The sequence below is a fragment of the Nocardia uniformis NBRC 13702 genome, from assembly GCF_001613345.1.
Taxonomy (GTDB): Bacteria; Actinomycetota; Actinomycetes; order Mycobacteriales; family Mycobacteriaceae; genus Nocardia; species Nocardia uniformis.
In genome coordinates this window covers 49333-66886 of record NZ_BDCE01000046.1, presented here as the reverse complement: position 1 = coordinate 66886, position 17554 = coordinate 49333, and the positions used below count along the sequence as shown (strand labels likewise).

The following is a 17554-nucleotide window of genomic DNA, read 5'->3' as shown; positions in this document are numbered from 1 at the left end:
GTCAGCAGGCTTCCAACGTCTTGATTTCTGCATCCAATCGCCGTGTCAAAGGATGAGATTCGCCGAATACCTGTTTGTCGATCTCATAGGCTCGAGCCAGCAGCCGGACGGCTTCGGTCTTGTCACCCAACCCGACGTGGGCCTCCGCGAGACCACGTAGGGACCGCGCGATGTGCGGGTGCTGCGGGTCGTAATAGCTATCGAGGATGTGCAGAGCACGCTCGTGCACCTCGCGAGACGCGGCCGCGTCACCTTTGAGGAACAGGACTCGCCCGAGGCCGTCCAGACACCGCGCGGTGTAAGGGTGATTGTCGCCGTAGGTGGCGGTGAAGATCGCTTCGGCTCGACGATGGTCGTGTTCAGCGGCCTCGAGCATCCCCAGCGCCGTCTTGGTAAGTCCCAGACCGTCGAGGCTCCACCCGACATCGGCATGTCGGTCGCCGTAGTTGGCCACGCGAATCGATAGGCCGCGCTCCTGTTCAGTGAGCGCCTGGTCCAGGTGGCGCATGGCGCGATGAACGCGACCGAGATTGCTCAAAGTGCGTGCGACGGCGGGATGTTCGGGGCCGTAGGTCTGCTCGTTGATGGCCAGTGCTTCGCGGTAGGCGACTTCGGCTTCGGGAAGGTGACCGGATGCGTGGTTGACCAACCCAATCGCGTTCAATGTGGCGGCAACGGCTGGATCTCGATTGCCGAGAAGACGCGTGAAGATGTCGAGTGCGCGGGTGTGGCCGTCACGCGCCTTGTCCAGCTCGCCGAGGTCGCGTTGCACCAGGCCGAGGCTGTTGAGGCTGGTTGCCAGCGACAGGGAATCCTCATCGCCCAGCGCGGTGGCGATATCGACGGTGCGTTGCGAGATCCATCGGGCTTGGCGCAGCTGGGACTGACCGTACTGATTGTGGATCGCCAAGTACCCCGCGACACGTTCAACCAATGCCTTGGCGGTGGCGAGTTCGGCCTTCTCCCGCACACCGTGGTCAAGGACGGTGAGCGCGTGGGGCAGCAAGCGGGAGCACTCACCCCAATTATCGATATCGGCCACATCTTTCGGGAACGCCGCGTTCACCAGTCGAATCGCCGCGCCCGACCACTCCTGGCGCTGGGCTGGGCTCAAGCCGTCTCGGATTACCAGTTGGACCAGACGGTGTGTCGACAGGTCGGTCTCGGACGCGGTCACCAGGGAGTACCGAGTGAGGGCGGACACGAGGTCGTTGTAGTCCAGGGGATCGACCAGACTCGCCCGCAGAACCGCCGGCGTTGTCGAGGCGGCTTTCGGTAGGAGGGCACGGCCCACGCTGTCGGCGGACAAGTACGACAGCAGATTCAGGAGCAACTCCGCGTTCGGCGCGACGGTGCGCAGCTTCTCCAGCGACACGGCCCATGTGGTGGCCACGGTGTCCTCGTAGTTCGCCGATCTCCCACGCCGCACCAGCGCGGCGGCACTGGAACGCCACAGCTCGCCATACGCGGCGAGCGAGATGTTCGATTCCTCGATGTAGGCGCCTGCCTGTTCCAGCGCGAGCGGCAGATCCCCGAGGAGACCCGCTATCTCGTCGGCGGCGTCGCGATCTGTCAAATCTGTACGCGACAGCAGGAATTGAATGGATTCGGCTCGGCTCAGCACGTCGAGCTTGAACGTTGCCGCGTAGCCACGCCATGATGGATTTCTGGATGTCACGATGACGTGTCCCCTGGTATCCGGAGGGCGGAACGGCATGAGGTCCCGCGGATCCTCCACATTGTCGTAGATGATCAGCCAATTATCGTGTGCTCGTAGCCAATCCCACAGCGGACCCATGCTGTCGCTCGCTCCGCCGGCGCCCTGCACGCCGAGCCTGGTCGCCAACTGATGCAGCGACTCGCTCACCACCATGGAACGCTCGCCCGGGATCCACCAGATGATCTCGTATCGGGCCGAATTCCGGTGCGCGAACGTCAACGCGAGCTGTGTCTTGCCGACCCCGCCCATACCCGCGATCGTCGTCGGCTGAATCACCGCAGCGGTGAACTGGTGTGTCAATTGGCGATCGAGGGCGATCAGGATGTCGTCGCGGCCGACGAATTTCATTGAGCGGCTGGGCAGGTTGCAGATCCGAGGGACCGGGAAGCGAGGCGATCGGCCGGTATCGGGAAGTCGCGGCTCGGCCAACGGTTTACGACGTCCGGTTCGCACGCCGACCGTCAGCTTCTCGCGTGCCTCGGAGCTCGACAGCGAGAACAAATCGATGGCGATCCGGGTTCTCAACAGCCTCGGTAGCGTGCAGTCCTCCACCCGTACCAGCAGCAGCCGCGCCTGCGTATCGTTCGACTTGAGGAACCCCGCGGTCCATTCATCGATGCAATACCGCGACTCGAGGTACGCGGCGGAGACGACGCACACCGTCCTCGTGCAGTGCTCGAGGACCTCCTGCATTCGAACGACGAAGTTCTCGCCCGGATGGAAGTCCCAGGCCTGCAAGGCGACCGAATGGCCGTCGGCCTCCAGTTGCCAGGCGATCCACTCCGCCCACGGCCGATCCCTACCCGTATAGCTGATGAAGAAATCCCGCACCTCGGCCGCCATCCCGCACCCACTACATGTCGACTGGGAAGAGGTCGGACACCTGGACGTTCAAGCCCTTGGCCAAGCGGTAGATTTGATCGAGGGAAACATTGCGCTCACCGCGTTCCAGCGACCCGACATAGGTCCTGTGCAATCCGGCGATGTCGGCGAGCTTCTCCTGGGACAAGCCCAGCGCGGCCCGAAGTTGTCGCACCCTGCCGCCGAACGCCGCACGATGCGGCTGGACGGACTCGGAGGATGGACCCACCTCTCATAGCCTCGGGCTCGGATGACTATGAGTCGACAGACGATAAGTAGCATTCGCGTGGGGCCGCGAGCATTCGCCCGAAGGCGTGTCGTGTTGAATCCCACACCACCCCAGCATATTTCGCGCTAGCATTCTCTGGAACCGATCGCCGGACTGTCGTGTCTGGCGTAGCGTACTTGCCGAAACTCGCTGTGCAACAGCCGAACTGTCTGAAGCCGATGGGTTTGGAGAGGACTTTGTATCGTCACCCCCGCTTCGACCGTTCAGTCACGCTTAGATCGGGGTGGTCGCGTGAAGAAGGCGGGCCGGGATGCGGATCAAGGTTCTGTCCGACCATGGAGGCGAGCAGCTACATCTGTCCGAGCATCGACTTGACGACGCTTCGGTGAATCAGGCCGCGTGGCAAGGCTATTAAGCTCGGACCTATGAGAGGCTGCCGCCGCTCGAATCCGCTGTGGAAGCGGATGGCAGCGGTTCCCACCGCTGAAGAAGTAAGCCGCACAGGCGCGAGTCGATGAGGCAGCACAACAGGTGGCATGGGCGGCCTACGGCACACAGCAAGCCTTCAACCGGGTTCAGCAGCAAGGCGCCGGGTGTGTGGCGAGGACAGAGCCTCCCCCAACCGATGCTCCGAAGGGAATGGGACCCAGCCTCGCGCGGCATCAAACAGTCAGGCGTGTGAGCGAGAAGCTCAACTGCGCCGTCGTGTTCGGCGGCCCGAACCTGGGGTTTGCGCCGATGAGAGTGCACCCAGCGCTGCCTCTACCGCCACCTCTCGTAGCTGCGCCTCGGGCACATCGGGGAACAGGACGGTCGCGTCGGCTAGGCCACCCAGTGCCACCGCGGCTCGAATCTGCTGCGCCACGGTGGGATCAGGGCCGTGCAAAATCGTCGCGAGCCGTTCCCGCCAGTCGAAAACGCGATCGAGCAACCCCAGTTCGGCCAGCGCGGCTGGTTCGACCAGCAGGAACCGCACCACATCCCGATGACGGAAGTGGAAGTCGAAGAACACCTCGAACGCCGTGCGTACCTGGACGTCTGGCGTCTGCTCCAACTCCTCGACCCCGGCCTCACCATCGGCCAACAGCGGCTCCACAATGCTGCGCACCAGTTCCTCGCGTGAGGAAAAATGGTAGTAGAGCGCGGGTTTGGTGATCGACAGCCGATCGGCGATGTCCTGCAGGCTGGTGTTCGTCACACCCTTCTGGGCGAACAACTCTCTGGCCACCGCCTGGATCCGCTGCTTGGTATCCGTTGTCACGACCTCCACAATGACTTACCATCCGTTAAGTAAGCAATTCTACCTTCCGTTAAGTAAGCGGGTGCGACATGCGGGTCCTCATCTCGGGTGCTTCCATCGCCGGTCCTGTTCTGGCGTACTGGCTGACCCGATACGGCTTCACCGTCACCGTGGTGGAGAAGGCACCGGGCCTGCGTAAGACCGGTGGCCACGCGGTGGATCTATTCACACCATCCATGACGATCTCCGAACAGATGGGCGTACTGCCCCAGATCTTGGAGCTGGCCACCGCCACCGACCAGATGACCATCCACACCCGGCGGCGCACGGTCGGGCTGAACCTGGCCAAACTGTTCTCCGCGACGTCGGACCGGCACGTGGAGATCATGCGCGACGATCTGAGCGAGATCTACTACGGTGCCACCGAAAACGATGTGGAATACCTGTTCGGTGATTCCATCACCGACATCTCCGAAGACGGCCGAGTCGGCTTCGAGAACGGGCCGGAGCGTGTGTTCGATCTGGTGATCGGTGCGGACGGGTTGCGCTCGAATGTCCGGCGCCTGATCTTCGGTGAGGTCGCCGAGCATTATCTGGGTGGCTACTTCGCTGTGATCTCGGCACCACGAGAACTCGCCGATGTCGGCGAGTTCGTGAGCTACCTCGATATCGGCCGGGTGACCGGGATCTACACCGCCGAGCACCTTCCCGACGCCCGCCTGACGTTCCTGTTCCGCGCCGACCAACCTCTCGACTACCATCACCGCGACGTCTCGCGACAGAAGGAGTTGATCCGCGAGGCATTCACCAGCATCGCGCCGCAGGTGGACCGCTGGCTGACCGAACTCGACCACACCCCGGCCTTCTACTTCGACTCGATCACCCAACTACGCACCGACCACTGGTCACGCGGGCGCGTCACCCTCGTCGGCGACGCCGCCTACTGCCCAGGACCAGCAGTCGGTGGCAGCACCAGCCTGGCCGTGCTCGGCGCCTACACCCTCGCCGGGGAACTCGCCGCAGCCCAAGGTGACCACATCATCGCCTTCCCCGCCTACGAGGCCGCGATGGCCGACTCGGTGGCGGGCAGCCGGGCCTTCGCCCTGCGCACGGCCAAGACAATCGTTCCGGCCTCCGCCACCGGGGTCTGGGCACTCACCCAGGGTGCCCGGCTCATCAACGCATTGCCTGCCGCACTCAGCCGTGCGGTGGCCAAGCTCAACACCAGAGGTATACGGCTGCACGACTCGATGACGGTCCCGGACTACACCACCCGTATACGCGGCGACGGGTAACCCACTGACACAGAATGCTTCTACTGAGAAGTTCGAGCGCGAAGTCGCGCTTCGCGAGCCGTGCCCAGTCCGCGGCGGCCAAACGGCCGACACCGCGGCCGTCCCCGGCTGGCCGGACGAGTGTGGATCAATTCACAGCGGATGCCGAGATGAAGCTGCAAGCCTTGCCGGAGCTTCGCCTCGGCCAATATCCCCGCGGGGCAACGGTCCACACATCGGCTTCTGCACGCAGGGCGTCGAGCCAGCCCATCAATTGGCGCACGCTGGGAACGAGAACCGCACCGATTCCGGACGAGGGGAAGCTTGCCAGCAGAAGGCTGAGGTCAGCATCGGAGCCCACGACCGAAATCGCGCACAGATGCATGCCATTACGACGAGCGAGTGTACGGATCGCGCCGACATCAGCATCGGTTCGCAGTCCCGGCTCATCACTGAGGACGATTCCGTAGGCGCGCAGCCGCATATCGGCGCCCGCCCATCGGCTCACCATCATGTGCTCCTGTCCTGTCGTTGCGGCTGTTCCGGAATCGCCGTGGCCCGGCGGTGTTTCGCATCGCCAATGCCACGAAAGCAGACACTGTGTTCCTCAGCCTCACGCAGCACGCCGATACCCGAGGCCGGGTTCGCGGCGTTGCCGTTCGTTTTGCTCACGTTCGATTCGGGCTTGGATGCTCCGCACCGTCCAGCCCTCGTGCCGCGCGGTCGCCGTGCGGGGAGAGTCGATGGCAGCAAGGGCCAAGATGAGGATCCATACCACCAGGCCACCGAGAACAACACCCATGAGAAAAGGCCATACCATCGACATCACGCTCGCCTCCCCGCATGCTGGACCTGCTGTCCGGGACTTCCAACTAAAGGCTCTTGATCAGGGGATACTGGTCTGAAATTCATTGTTGTGCACCCGCTTTCGGTCGGTTTCGATCACCGCCCACCGGGCAACCGGCGTCGCCCGGTAGCGACTTCGTCCTTCAAGTCGTCGTAGCCAACGGCCAACTCGGCCAAGCGCTCCCACGCATCCCAGAGCTCCCACTCGGAGGTACTGGCCAGCGCCGCGTACGCGCACGCGGTGAACATGGCAAGGCGGTCGACGACCGAACCGAGGCTTTCCGTGTGTAGCCGAGCACCGCCAAGAGAGGGCGGAAGCCCCCGGTTCGCCCATTGATCGATGCTGTCCACCAGTGCAGCACGCCGTTGATCGACCGCTGCGCGTGCCACCGGTTCGGTACTCAACCGCTCCTGATGAAGATCCGCGAGGGCTTCGGCCCAACGCAGCAGCGGATGGTCCTCCTGAATGTCGCCCCGGCAGGCAGCCAAGACGCGGTTCTTCGCAGGTAACAGGTCCATGTGCACTCATCCCCTGTCGCTGGTAGCCGACCGCGCGGCACCGGCATGGTTCTTATTGATTTCCAGCAGAATCCGCATTTGCGCATCTCTCCTGCTCGCCTCGCCCCGGATATCTACTCCGAGCCGTTCGGCAATCCTGAGATGTCTGGCGGAAGACGAAGGAGTTCCACAGGCCGACCGAACCTGCGTTCGTTGCCGCAGTCTCCGTTTCCGCATCGGTCACGTCCGCCCATCTGCTCTCGCAGCGAACCCGCATCGGAGACATCGACTACCTGATCCCCACTGTGATGCAGGTCTCATTTCCTGATACTCAGACTCTAGCTCAGATATATCTCGATCACAATCTCTACTGTGAGAGATCCGTCGGTGTTTCAATCTTGAATGTGCCGATTGGCTATCGTGCATCCATCAAGGAGGAATCCGATGCCCGAGCCCGATAAGCGCTTCGACCCGTCCGCGCTGCGTTTCCTGATCGGCCACGATCTGCGCGTCGCCCGCGAACGCGTCAGCAAGACCCAGGTCGAAGCAGCCAGAATCCTCGGCTGCGCGCAATCGCGTATCAACTCACTCGAAACCGCCAAGATCCAGCAACAACCCGATGAGGTCGACAAGCTGCTGACCTTCTATGGTGTCGGCGTTGCACACCGGGACCGGATCACGTCATTGGCGGCCCGCGCCGACCAAACCACCTGGTGGGCGCCATTCCGGGACGTACTGCCCGGATGGTTCAAAACGTTCGTCGGACTCGAAGGACTTGCCACCGCCGCCTTCACCTACGAGCCCCAGTTGTTGCCGGGTCAGCTGCAGACCGCCGACTACGCAACGGCGCAACTTGACGGAGATCTTCGCGTAGCACCCCGGGATGTCCCACAGGTCGTTCGGGCACGCATGGCCCGACAGCGCCTCGCGGGGGTAGACAACCTGCGGTTCCGTGCAGTGATCGAGGAACATGTCCTCGAGCGGATGATCGGCGGTCCGCAGGTGATGCGCGGCCAGCTCGAGCACCTGATCGAGCTGATGAGGCTGGACAATGTCGAGTTGCACGTAATGCCCACTGCCGTCGCGGTACACGACGGCCTCGACGGCGACTTCATGCTCCTCGACTTCTGCCAGGCTCAATCCATCGGCTATATCGAATACCCCTCTGGCGCACTGTATGTGCAAGAGGAAGACCTGGTCGAGGAGTATAGGATGGTGGCTGATCGGCTTTGCAGAACGGCGCTGTCGACGGCCGACTCCGCCGATTTCATCCAAAGCCGCATCGAAATTCTTGCAGCACAAGAAGATCAGGGAGCAGCGGGTGAGCAACAGTGATCGCCTCCACTGGCGCAAGTCCAGTTACAGTGGCGCGGGCGAGAATTGCGTTGAGGTAGCGCCCGCCGGAGAACGCGTGTATCTGAGGCACAGTAAGCGCCCCGACGACGGCACCATCACCTTCACCAAGGACGCTTGGGTCACGCTGCTCTCCGAAGTCGGCGCGGGCCGACCCAGCGCGAACGGTACGGTCACCGTATCCCTCAACGGCACCGGCACGCTCATCGAAGCTTTGGACGCCCCTGTCACGCTCCACTTCGACCAAGACGAGTGGCGTGCCTTCCTCGCCGCAACCGCCGACGGCGAATTCGACTTTCCCCTCTGAGCCTCCTCGCCCGACTGTGGACACGGTCTATACAGCAAAGTGGATGTCGGTTTCGTCGAGAAGCGAGAATCACCCAGCCAGACCAGACAGGGTCACCAGCACATCGGCGCAGATCATGACCACCCCATCGGTTCAGCCGTGTAGGTAGGTGGTGACAGCGATATCGGCGAGCTCCGCCGCCGAATCGCAGTCGGGTCCCCTGACAACAATGGTGCTGGTCACTGATTTCGAGCCCGCGATCGGGTCGTAGTTGTTGCCATCGGGAGGATCGCCGACAGCGACCTCGACCTCGCAGACAGTGGCGAGAGGAGAACGGATCGCGGCGTTGCCCGCCACCGAAGTCGCAGTGGCGCCGCCGGAGGACCGTTCGAGACGGCTCATGGCGGTCGAACTCATCGTTATGGTTCGTTTAGCCTGGTCATCGTCTCCGTCGAGGTAGAAGACGCAGCTCCATGGTGTGGTCCTACGATCGAGGGTGATCGTGTGCGCCGCTGCCAAGGGTTCGAATGATCCACACGGGTCGTGCATCGAGATCGCGTGCCGTGCTTTACGTTCGGAGCTCTCACGGAGTGGCCGCTGGGACAGCAGCGGCAGAGTGGCCGCCACGATGGTGCGGGCTTGAGGACACGCGGCCTCGTCGGTTCGCCGGGATACCGTGAGTAGCAGGTCGTACTCGCCGTCGAACGGGATCTTGCTTCGGCAGGTGTTGCTACCAAGGGCTTGGTCCGGCGAGTTCTGCACGCTTTCCCCGATCGACTGACCGCCGACGGTGATGGTCGTCCAGTCCGTGCGGTCCCAGTCGTCGACGAACGACAGCTCGACCTCGAGCCTGCTGCGCGTGGGATCGCTCCGGTCGACCTCGATTTCGGCCCGGCATCCGTTGACCGTGTTCTCGGCGTCGAAGCGGCGTAACGCGCCGAGATCGCGCAGCGCCGCCATATCCAGGAGGCCACAGGGATCCAACGATCGGATCATCGCGTAGTAGCCGAGCCGATCCCGGTCGGTCTCGGTCAGCGAACGCGCATATGGCAGATCGCCGTCCGCATTGATCGGCATTGCGTCACCACTGATGCTGGTCGAGCATCCGGCCGCGAGAACGAGGGCCGCCACGAGCGGCCACTGCCGCATTCCGGTGTTCATCGCGGCTCCCATGCCCGCACCGCGGCGATCGAGTCTTCGGTGATCGTGCGCTTGTCCTCGTCGAACTCGGTGGCGATGGTGTGGTCGTACTGCGTGTGCCGGAACTCGATCCGAATCTCCGCGCGGTCGATGAGGAAGGTCGTGATCTCGAATCTGGCGTTGGCGGGAGGCCATAGGAAGGTGACCGCGTCGTCGGAGACCGGCGGGGTCACCTCTTCCTCCTGCCGTACATCGCGCGCGCTCTCGGCGCGCCTGGCGATATCACCAGCTCGGCTCTCTGCCCGCGCCTCGACCTGCAGCAGCCCGTCGGGCCCAGCGAAATCGCAGGTCATGATGTTGTCCACGATATTTCCGAACCCGAACGACACCGCGCCCACGAGCCGGTCGGCGGATCGCACCTGCTCGCATTCGATCGGAGAATCGTTCTCGGCCAACACCATTCGCTCCGGAAGACGTCCGGCGACCTTCGCAGTCAGGTCCGTCATCTCCTCCTCGCTGATCGAGTCATCGTCGAGGCTGAGGCGTTGCCAGCTGACCGCGACTTGCGTCGTGCCATGTTCGACCGCGGCCCCCGCCAATCGATCGCGCCGCACCAGCACCGCCTTGTCGGGCCCGATCTCGATATCCTGCACCCCGGTGTCGTAGACACCCTTGATCAAGTCCGCGATATCGAGGGCCGGATCGCCGAGCGGATACGACACCACGATCCCGTCGCTGGCCCCGATCAATGGCGCATATCGGCATTCCGCGACCGGGCCCTGGTAGTAGGAATCCCAGTCGATTCCCTTCTGCAGCACGATCTTCGACCGGTCGTCGTGTGTCTGCGCTCCGGTATCGAGAAGGTCTCGTGCCTCATCCAGGGACAGCGCCGAACACAGGTCGACCGGTGCGGCCTCGGGTGTACCCGGCACCTCGGTCCCACACCCGGGTAGCGCGACAACCGCCACCCCGACCATTGCCCACACCCATCGCCACACCGACCCCACTGCTCTTCCTCCGTGCTCTATCCATCGCTCGGCGTTCTCGCCGTCCATGACCACCGTGCGGTGAGCAGGCGCTCGTCCTCGGCCAGATCCTGTTTCGAAACCGGCGGGGCGGTGAGGGTTCGCACGGCAACGACCTGGGAGGTCGAGGTTCGCGCAGCCACCATCATCGGGTCGATACCCGCGCCGGTTATCGACACCGGCCCCTCGCGCTCGTTGTTTGCCGCCGCGTGTCCTCGCCCCACTCAACGTCACCAGGGTGGTTCTGCGGCGATGCGGGAGTTCTCCGCCCGGAACATCCGCTCCTCGTAACTCATTTCACCGGCCCAACTGGGGTCGACACCTTGCCCGCCGTCTTTACCAGGCGATTCGCTTTCCGGTTCGGGCGTGGTGGCGGGGTCTGGCGCCGGTGTGTTCAACGCGGCCATGAGCTCGGGTGGGAGATCCAGCGAACTCATCGTGTCCTGCTCCGCTGGAGGCGGTGCGGCCGCCGTCCGGCTGTCGGGATTCGGTATCGCACGGTCATCAGTCCGGAGGAGCGGGCCAGCCGGGATAGGCAGGCTGGACCGGCGGCGCGGTGGCGAGATCGATCGACTCGTTCTTCTCGGGCGCGTCGGGATACAGGCTCAACGCCCATGCATCGCAGCCCGCGCGGTCGGTGACGTCCTCCCCCTCGGGGAAGGAAACGGTCCAGCCGTCGAAGACATTGGATGTCGGTGCCTGCCAATGCAATCGGTCCGGGGCCGGGGAATACCTGGTCGCCGGAGCCGCCGTCGTGGCGGGTGCCCCCGGATCCGAGGCGGCGCGAGTGAACCGGACACCGACAGCGGACCCTCGGTCGTACGAGCCTATGAGGTCATCGCCGACTACGTCGCGACGGACGGCGATCTCGTTGAACACGACGCAGTATTTGACGTGAAACCCGTCCTGAGTGGGTTGAATCTCCTGGAGATGGGTGAGCAGTGTGCCCGAGTGTATTCCCCGGTAGATGTCGTTCTTGTAGCGTTTGGCGCGCTCCGGGTCGATGGCGTCGGAATATCCGGGGTAGGCGTATTGCGGCCCAGCGAAGCCGGAAATGAAGTCCGCTTCCGCGCCCGCACGGGCTAAGGTCGCTTCCGAGGAGTACAAGTCGATTCCCGGCTCGGCCGACCACACCACCGTGGACTCACACACCTGTGCCGGTGGTCGATAGCCACCCGAACCATCCGCACAAGGGCTGGCGGGTTCGGGTGTGGCGTCGGTGCCCGTGTCGGGACTGCCGCATCCGGCGACCGACACCATCGTGGCGAGGACCGCGGCGGCAATCCGGGCCGCACCGCGCGTGTTCACAGCTTCGGAATCCATGTGTTGTTCTCGTTCTTCGCCTTGTCCGGGTCGTTGAGTACCTGATCCACCGATTCGGCGGGACTCAGACGGGGGCCGCTGGGCGGCTGTGGACGGGTCAGGTCGGTGTAGGAGTCGGTGTATTCCTTCTTATCGGCGGCGTCCAAGTATGTCTGAAGTCGCGTGCTGTCGATGCCCGCGTTCGTGAGCACAGCACCGATCGGATCCGTCGAGTTCGTCTCACCGTAGAAGCTACGCTCGGGATTTTCTTTGGTGTAGTCGGTGAAGGTTTTGAAGGCGTAGGTGTTGTCGTCGACCTTGGTCTTGAATTCCGGTGGCAGCGAGTCGAGGCTGATCACGCCTTGCTGGGTGAGGGACTCCAGGATCGTGTACTTGCGGAACGACTCTTTGCCGAATGTGGTCTCGTTGTAGACGGTTTCGACGTCACCGACGCCGGGGAAGGTCCGTGTCCCGTGGGGGTTGGCCGTGTCCGGTTCCAACCCGTCGGGTCGCACGATTTCCGCGACCGCCATGGCGGCGGCCTGTTGCGGGCCGAAACCACCGATCGCGATCTGCGCGGCGGTGTAGGCACGGTTCAGCGCGGTAGTCGCGTCCTCGGCTCGCTGATTGTTATCGCCTTGGCGCTCACCGGCTTCGGCGTTGATGCCTTCCTGGACCAGCCAGTTGAGCCGGTTGGCGTATTCACCGCCGTTGGGTCTGCCCTCGCCCGCGGATTCCATTCCCGCGAAAACCTCGTCCATGCGCATGGATTCGGCTAATCCGGCCCCGTTGATAATGGCGCTGGCTGTCTCATCACTAGAGAGGACCGTCATCAACCGCACCGATTCGAGCGGACCGCCGAGATCCCCGAACCCCGCCGTACCCGCCAGGTCAGAGGGCATCTCGACCAAGTTGCCGACATACGGCGACAACGCCGAGGCCATCGCCTGAACGGCCTGCGGGTTGACCTGCCCGAGCGATTGGTCGCGTTCGGCGGAGAGGTCGCCGTTGAGGGGCATATCGAGCCACGTCTCGAACAAAGGTTTGCCGTTGACGGATTCGGTGCTGGTCAGGATCTCCGAGAGCCCGAACGCAGCCTGACCCGCTCGCTTGTTCGCGTCGGTGGGCTCGCCTGGTGAACCGTCCGGTCCCGGCTCGACCTTCGCGTCCTCCCCGATCCAGGAGAACATGTTGCCCAACGCGACACCGCCGTCGTCCCAGTCGTGGGTGATCAACGGCGCCATCACCTCATTGCGGTTGTAGTCGCTACCGAGCAGGCCTTCGCCGGTACCGGTGAGCAGCGCGTGCATGGCGTCCTCATTGCGCGACCCGGCCCGCATCAGATTCTGCATCGCCGTGTCGGAGGCGGCGGAATCGGCCCACAGGGTGACCGTGTTGTGGGAGATCGTGGCCTCGTTGGAGGCCAGCCCGATCATCTCCACGGCGAAGCGGTCGCCGGGCTGATGTTGCGCATCCCCCGCACTGACCAGCGCGGCGAACTGTTCGACATCACGCTGGTACCCCTCCGGGTAACGCTCGCCGGGTTCACGACGGTTGCTGACCAGATCCCGGACATCGGCGGGCAGGGCGTTCCAGCCGCCGCTCATCAACACATTTCCGGCTCCGTCGCTGGCGACGACATTCTCATCCGACAGCGTCATCAGCCCATTGGCGAGGCGCGTTTGCAACGCCCGTCCCTCGACGGAGTTATCGGAGCTGAGCTGCTCGGAAAGGCCCAGCAGCCCGTCCTTGCCGGCGTAACCATAGAAAGCCTGCAGGTAGGCCAGCTCGCCCGGCGGTAGGTTCACGGTCTCGCCGCGTTCGAGCGCCTGCAACTGGTCCGGGGTGAGGTTGATCTCCCCCAGCCGCGCGGAGATTCGAGCGATCTCTTCCTTGGTGGCGGTGCCGTCGGCGATGGCTTTGCCGTCTTGTTCGGCCGCGGTGGGGGTGAGTTCGGTCGTCGAGGCTGGTGCCAGTGCTTCGATGGCGTTGAGGGTGTTGCGGATGTCGGTGGCGGTGGCGGCGTCCTCGTCACGCAGGCTCTCGGCGAGGCGTTGCAGCAGCACGGTGTTGTTTGTCGCGTCGTTGCCTCGGCTGGTCTGCATTTCTGTCAGCGTGTCTCGGTAGGACTGGCTCAGCGCCGAGTCGTCGGTGATCGCCGCGAACGCCTTCTGATAGTTGTAGCGGTCGGTGACCTTCCAGTCCTCGGCGACGTCGAATCCATCATCGCGCACAGCTCTCACATTGGTGATCGCGGTGGACACCAGTCCGCCGAGCGTTTCTTGGTGGGCTCGGCTGACGATGGCGAGGTTGGTCCATTGATCGGCGAGCAGGTTCATCTGGTCACGTTCGCGGTTGGAACGGTAGTCTGCGCCGTTGCGGCCTTCGCCGGACCAGGTCATGGCGTCGATCGTCGAGTCCATGGTGGTGGCCGAATCCTGCAAGCCTTTGGCGATCTCATCGGCCTTCGTGGCGATCGAGGCGAGGTCGACATTCCAGCCCGCAGCGCCCGGCACGCCGACCACCTGACTGACCGTGGGCACCGGTCCCTCGGTCATGCGGGCTTTTCTCCGCTGTTGAAGTCCCCGATCGCGAGGAACCACGCCGCCGCGTCGGTATCAGTATTGGTGTAGGTATCCGCCGACACCCGCAGCAGACTCGCGAACTGGGTGTATCGGTCGGCGACGGTCTTCATCGCCGCAGTCCGGACCGTCTCGATGCGGTCGAGTTCCGGCGCGGTCTGCGAGCCCGCCATGAACGCCGACCGGGTCCACCCCGCCAGCGGGCCGTCGGTCGATTCGATCACCGGCAGTCGCCCCACCGATTCCACCAGACCGTCGAACACCCCCGCCGCCTTGCGCAATTCCTCCGCCGACACCTGCATCATTGCCCCCTGTCATCCGTCGCGGCGACAATATCAGAAACGCCTGCGTGCCTCGCCTCGCCAACCGACCTGATCCAGCGATGGACCCGCCGGTCACGTACCGGTTTGCGCGGTAGCCGGGGTCGGTGACGCTGCTATTTTTGTCCTGCTCGGGCAGCCGGTGCTGTCTCCCGATGTCACACCACCGCCAGCGGCGTCACGAATTCTTCGAAGTCGACTGCAGTGATACCGTCGGACCGCATCGCGAGGGTGGCGCGCGGTGGGGATCGGGGTAGGGCGGAGATTGTGGTGGCCGGCGAAGGAACTCCCTCATTCGGCGATGTCCAGGGCGAAATCGCGCAAGGCACTGTGCAATTCGACCCGGAGGCGGCGGCCATCGGGGTGAGGGCATGCGACGCCTTGGTCAGTCGCCTTCTCGCCGTGCAGAAGAGCACCGCCGATGTGGCGAGCCTGCAACCGTTCGCGGGGCCGCACGCCGATTTCCCCTCCGGGACGAAACTCGCCGACGAATACTCCACCCTGGCCGGCGAATTGGAGAAGATCCTCACCACCCATATCGCGTTGCTGGGGAACATGGCCGACACGTTCAAGGCCGCCGCACGGGTCTTTGAGAACGCCGAAGCCGAATCCGCGCAGGCCTTCGAAGGACTCACCATCTCCGGTGCGATCGGTGACTCCTACCAATCGCGCCCGAGCCTGGATGTTCCAGCGCCCCCACTCAACATCAATCCCGTGGCCATCGACCCCACAGCAGCGGCAATACTCGGTATGGGTCCGGGGAGCGTCATCGGAAACTACGCGAAACCCGATGACCGGCGGGCGGTGGATCCGGAGAATCCGTACTCCAAGAAGTGGAAGCCGCTCTACGACTTGGGTGTCAGCATCAATCACTCGACCGTGACCGCGGTATCGACGTTCTGGCAGTGGATGGGAACCGAGATCGGGGCCGGAGTCGACGAATTCACCCGCACCGCCCTGGGTGAGGGTGGTCAAGGACTCGAGTATTCGATCCAGTCCGGATGGGTCGGCCAATCCGCGGAGATGGCGCGGCGTGCCGTGCAGGCCCGTGTGGACGACGGCACCGCACTGGCCAACACGGTGACCACCGTCAGTGCCGGGTTGGCGACGATCGCGGACTGGTTGGAGAAGACCAAAGCCGCCATGCCACCGCTGCCGAACGATCCCGCGCTCCCCAGTAACCCGCAGGGGTACATGCTCGACGGCAAGGAGACCGCGTTACTGCCGCTGAGTACCTACCAGCATGCCTGCGAGATCCATTACTGCACCGGACTCATCGGCTACAACACCGCACTCGTCACCCTGCCCACACCCAGCACACAACCGACGACCACACCAGCCCCGCAGGTTACGACCCAACCAACCGGCGACACCCCGACCGATACGCCCTCCCCGACAACACAACCCGAGACACCCGAAACACCGAAAACCACGCAGCAGCCGCAGAATACGCAGCAGCAGACAACGGAACAGCAGGCGCTCGCAGCCGCGCAGCAAGTCGCGCAGACACTCATCCAGCAGGGCGCTCAGGTTGTACAGCAAGGCATTGCGGCCGCTCAGCAGATCGCGCAGCAGGTCACGCAGACGGTGCAGCAGGGCATCGAGTCGGCGACGCAGCCGATAGCGGAACCAGTCGTCGACCAGGTCCCGGTCACCACACTCCCAACAACGACGCTGGACGGGACCCCCCGGGCGGGTATCCCCACCGGTGTCGGCGGAACTCCGAGCTCACCGACCCCGGAATTGCGGACGACCACCGTCTCCCCTCAATCGTTTCCCAGAGCCGCAGCCGCCGAGGGTGATTCGAACACCTCGACACGGGCGGGTCTCGCCTCCGGCGCCACCTCCACCACGCCGGGTGCGATGGGGCCGATGTCCCCCGGTGCTGGAGCGGCCGGGGCGGGACAAGGCCAAGCCAAGCAGCATGAACGAGCGAAGTATCTGGACTCCACCGAGCACATCCTCGAGGCCTACGGCGCCCCACCGAAGGTCGTGAAGCCGGTCGCCGACTCATGAACCGCACGTGGACGTTCACTGATCTGGAATTCGTCGTGTTGTGGGAGAACCTGACCGGCGAACTGCTCCCGCCGCCGTTCACTGTCACCAGCACTATCCCCTTGTATTACGACTACCTGCGTGAGAAGCGCGAAACCAGCGAGCGGCTGCGCACCACATTGCGCGGTTCGTTCGACCATGTCCTGACTTCGATCGCGCGACCCGACCTGCGGATCACCGTGAACGGTTGGGACACAGATGATTCAGGCGGTGCGGATGGGCGTCTCCGCATCCTGGCTGCCCGCGCCGGAAGCCACGGTTACGTGGTGCGGCAACTGCCCGGTGACACCCCGGACGACAGTGACGGTTTCACCATCACCGCCTGCGATCCCCTCGCATTGGCCGACACCATCGTCGCCGCTCTGCCGGACACCGCACCGGGATCCCCCGCCGAAATCCCGCTCGCAACACCAGGTTCGGGCAACGACGACGTCGATCAGCTGCTACAGAAATCACCCACCGCCGCCGAGTACGGCAGCCTGGTGAGCGTGCGGTCCGCACGGTTCTTCCGGGTCCAGCCCGCGATGATGGGTGCCATCGACGTCGTGCAAGGCAGCTCGGTCTTCGGTCCTCGCGGTATCACCCGCCGCCGCCTGGAATGGCGCGACTTGCCCGGCCACGGCCGGTACGCGATCCGGCACGCGGGACCCTGGAGAGCCCTCGGCGTCGACGCCACGAAGTTCACGTCGATGATCAACATATGCGTCGCCGACATCATCCGCGCGATCAAGGACGAACGCGGGGCGTGAACGACGCAGCGCTGCAGATGTCCGCCTCCTGGCCGACTGTCCCGCGACCACATGGACGCGATCGCGGCCGCTCG

The 17554-nt window shown here is 64.0% G+C and carries 18 protein-coding genes; 5 read left to right on the top strand and 13 right to left on the bottom strand.

Annotated features, from left to right (window positions below; genetic code table 11):
- Nucleotide 1 precedes the first annotated feature (1 nt).
- The 3 genes from fxsT to NU1_RS15065 form a co-directional block, all read right to left on the bottom strand.
- Nucleotides 2-2563 carry an FxSxx-COOH system tetratricopeptide repeat protein gene (gene fxsT, locus NU1_RS15075; protein WP_067521855.1) on the bottom strand — a complete coding sequence of 854 codons (2562 nt, stop codon included), beginning with the start codon at nucleotides 2561-2563 and terminating at the stop codon, nucleotides 2-4.
- A gap of 10 nt (nucleotides 2564-2573) precedes the next feature.
- Nucleotides 2574-2810 (bottom strand): helix-turn-helix transcriptional regulator, encoded by a 237-nt coding sequence (locus NU1_RS15070; protein ID WP_067521853.1) that lies wholly within the window; start codon nucleotides 2808-2810, stop codon nucleotides 2574-2576.
- 691 nt (nucleotides 2811-3501) lie between these two features.
- Nucleotides 3502-4080 carry a TetR/AcrR family transcriptional regulator gene (locus NU1_RS15065; RefSeq protein ID WP_067521851.1) on the bottom strand — a complete coding sequence of 193 codons (579 nt, stop codon included), beginning with the start codon at nucleotides 4078-4080 and terminating at the stop codon, nucleotides 3502-3504.
- Between the two features lie 59 nt (nucleotides 4081-4139).
- On the opposite strand from NU1_RS15065, the gene NU1_RS15060 reads away from it, so the two are divergent.
- On the top strand, nucleotides 4140-5345 hold the full coding sequence (locus NU1_RS15060; RefSeq protein ID WP_067521850.1) for an FAD-dependent monooxygenase: 1206 nt from the start codon (nucleotides 4140-4142) through the stop codon (nucleotides 5343-5345).
- A gap of 127 nt (nucleotides 5346-5472) precedes the next feature.
- Here NU1_RS15060 and NU1_RS15055 read toward each other — a convergent pair whose 3' ends face one another.
- The 3 genes from NU1_RS15055 to NU1_RS15045 form a co-directional block, all read right to left on the bottom strand.
- Nucleotides 5473-5808, bottom strand: coding sequence for a hypothetical protein (locus tag NU1_RS15055; protein WP_157552288.1), 336 nt, complete (start codon nucleotides 5806-5808; stop codon nucleotides 5473-5475).
- Between the two features lie 129 nt (nucleotides 5809-5937).
- Nucleotides 5938-6126 (bottom strand): hypothetical protein, encoded by a 189-nt coding sequence (locus NU1_RS15050; RefSeq protein ID WP_067521847.1) that lies wholly within the window; start codon nucleotides 6124-6126, stop codon nucleotides 5938-5940.
- A 140-nt stretch (nucleotides 6127-6266) separates the two neighbouring features.
- Nucleotides 6267-6689 carry a DUF4254 domain-containing protein gene (locus tag NU1_RS15045; protein WP_067521845.1) on the bottom strand — a complete coding sequence of 141 codons (423 nt, stop codon included), beginning with the start codon at nucleotides 6687-6689 and terminating at the stop codon, nucleotides 6267-6269.
- Nucleotides 6690-7112: 423 nt separating this feature from the next.
- Here NU1_RS15045 and NU1_RS43240 point away from each other — a divergent pair, with 423 nt between their 5' ends.
- Together NU1_RS43240 and NU1_RS15035 are read left to right on the top strand one after the other, a co-directional pair.
- On the top strand, nucleotides 7113-8003 hold the full coding sequence (locus NU1_RS43240) for a helix-turn-helix domain-containing protein (protein ID WP_067521843.1): 891 nt from the start codon (nucleotides 7113-7115) through the stop codon (nucleotides 8001-8003).
- A complete protein-coding gene (locus NU1_RS15035; protein WP_067521841.1) occupies nucleotides 7990-8328 on the top strand; it encodes a DUF397 domain-containing protein in 339 nt (112 codons plus the stop codon). Before NU1_RS43240 ends, NU1_RS15035 begins: the two co-directional genes overlap by 14 nt.
- A gap of 132 nt (nucleotides 8329-8460) precedes the next feature.
- On the opposite strand, the gene NU1_RS15030 is transcribed toward NU1_RS15035, so the two are convergent.
- The 7 genes from NU1_RS15030 to NU1_RS15010 all read right to left on the bottom strand — a co-directional run bounded on the left by NU1_RS15030 (nucleotide 8461) and on the right by NU1_RS15010 (nucleotide 14661).
- Nucleotides 8461-9468, bottom strand: coding sequence for a hypothetical protein (locus NU1_RS15030; RefSeq protein WP_157552286.1), 1008 nt, complete (start codon nucleotides 9466-9468; stop codon nucleotides 8461-8463).
- Nucleotides 9465-10454 carry a hypothetical protein gene (locus NU1_RS15025; RefSeq protein ID WP_157552284.1) on the bottom strand — a complete coding sequence of 330 codons (990 nt, stop codon included), beginning with the start codon at nucleotides 10452-10454 and terminating at the stop codon, nucleotides 9465-9467. The genes NU1_RS15030 and NU1_RS15025 overlap by 4 nt, the downstream gene beginning before the upstream one ends.
- 17 nt (nucleotides 10455-10471) lie before the next feature.
- Nucleotides 10472-10696 carry a hypothetical protein gene (locus NU1_RS41430; protein ID WP_157552282.1) on the bottom strand — a complete coding sequence of 75 codons (225 nt, stop codon included), beginning with the start codon at nucleotides 10694-10696 and terminating at the stop codon, nucleotides 10472-10474.
- Between the two features lie 6 nt (nucleotides 10697-10702).
- A complete protein-coding gene (locus tag NU1_RS41425) occupies nucleotides 10703-10909 on the bottom strand; it encodes a hypothetical protein (protein ID WP_157552280.1) in 207 nt (68 codons plus the stop codon).
- A gap of 67 nt (nucleotides 10910-10976) precedes the next feature.
- Nucleotides 10977-11795 (bottom strand): hypothetical protein, encoded by an 819-nt coding sequence (locus tag NU1_RS15020; RefSeq protein WP_157552278.1) that lies wholly within the window; start codon nucleotides 11793-11795, stop codon nucleotides 10977-10979.
- Nucleotides 11777-14332 (bottom strand): TPR repeat domain-containing protein, encoded by a 2556-nt coding sequence (locus tag NU1_RS15015; protein ID WP_067521833.1) that lies wholly within the window; start codon nucleotides 14330-14332, stop codon nucleotides 11777-11779. Before NU1_RS15015 ends, NU1_RS15020 begins: the two co-directional genes overlap by 19 nt.
- On the bottom strand, nucleotides 14329-14661 hold the full coding sequence (locus NU1_RS15010) for a WXG100 family type VII secretion target (RefSeq protein ID WP_067521831.1): 333 nt from the start codon (nucleotides 14659-14661) through the stop codon (nucleotides 14329-14331). Before NU1_RS15010 ends, NU1_RS15015 begins: the two co-directional genes overlap by 4 nt.
- A gap of 285 nt (nucleotides 14662-14946) precedes the next feature.
- Between NU1_RS15010 and NU1_RS15005 the strand changes: the two genes are divergently transcribed.
- Both NU1_RS15005 and NU1_RS15000 read left to right on the top strand, forming a co-directional pair.
- On the top strand, nucleotides 14947-16692 hold the full coding sequence (locus tag NU1_RS15005; RefSeq protein ID WP_157552276.1) for a hypothetical protein: 1746 nt from the start codon (nucleotides 14947-14949) through the stop codon (nucleotides 16690-16692).
- Complete coding sequence (locus NU1_RS15000) at nucleotides 16689-17480, top strand: ESX secretion-associated protein EspG (protein WP_067521826.1); 792 nt, start codon at nucleotides 16689-16691, stop codon at nucleotides 17478-17480. Before NU1_RS15005 ends, NU1_RS15000 begins: the two co-directional genes overlap by 4 nt.
- Nucleotides 17481-17554 lie beyond the last annotated feature (74 nt).

What these genes read in the sequence shown, in the direction of transcription:
- NU1_RS15050 (WP_067521847.1), bottom strand. Translation starts at nt 6,126, where the DNA reads ATGGGTGTTGTTCTCGGTGGCCTGGTGGTATGGATCCTCATCTTGGCC.
- NU1_RS15045 (WP_067521845.1), bottom strand. Translation starts at nt 6,689, where the DNA reads ATGGACCTGTTACCTGCGAAGAACCGCGTCTTGGCTGCCTGCCGGGGC.
- NU1_RS43240 (WP_067521843.1), top strand. Translation starts at nt 7,113, where the DNA reads ATGCCCGAGCCCGATAAGCGCTTCGACCCGTCCGCGCTGCGTTTCCTG.
- NU1_RS15060 (WP_067521850.1), top strand. Translation starts at nt 4,140, where the DNA reads ATGCGGGTCCTCATCTCGGGTGCTTCCATCGCCGGTCCTGTTCTGGCG.
- NU1_RS15015 (WP_067521833.1), bottom strand. Translation starts at nt 14,332, where the DNA reads ATGACCGAGGGACCGGTGCCCACGGTCAGTCAGGTGGTCGGCGTGCCG.
- NU1_RS15010 (WP_067521831.1), bottom strand. Translation starts at nt 14,661, where the DNA reads ATGATGCAGGTGTCGGCGGAGGAATTGCGCAAGGCGGCGGGGGTGTTC.
- fxsT (WP_067521855.1), bottom strand. Translation starts at nt 2,563, where the DNA reads ATGGCGGCCGAGGTGCGGGATTTCTTCATCAGCTATACGGGTAGGGAT.
- NU1_RS15030 (WP_157552286.1), bottom strand. Translation starts at nt 9,468, where the DNA reads ATGAACACCGGAATGCGGCAGTGGCCGCTCGTGGCGGCCCTCGTTCTC.
- NU1_RS15055 (WP_157552288.1), bottom strand. Translation starts at nt 5,808, where the DNA reads ATGCGGCTGCGCGCCTACGGAATCGTCCTCAGTGATGAGCCGGGACTG.
- NU1_RS15020 (WP_157552278.1), bottom strand. Translation starts at nt 11,795, where the DNA reads ATGGATTCCGAAGCTGTGAACACGCGCGGTGCGGCCCGGATTGCCGCC.
- NU1_RS15000 (WP_067521826.1), top strand. Translation starts at nt 16,689, where the DNA reads ATGAACCGCACGTGGACGTTCACTGATCTGGAATTCGTCGTGTTGTGG.
- NU1_RS41425 (WP_157552280.1), bottom strand. Translation starts at nt 10,909, where the DNA reads ATGAGTTCGCTGGATCTCCCACCCGAGCTCATGGCCGCGTTGAACACA.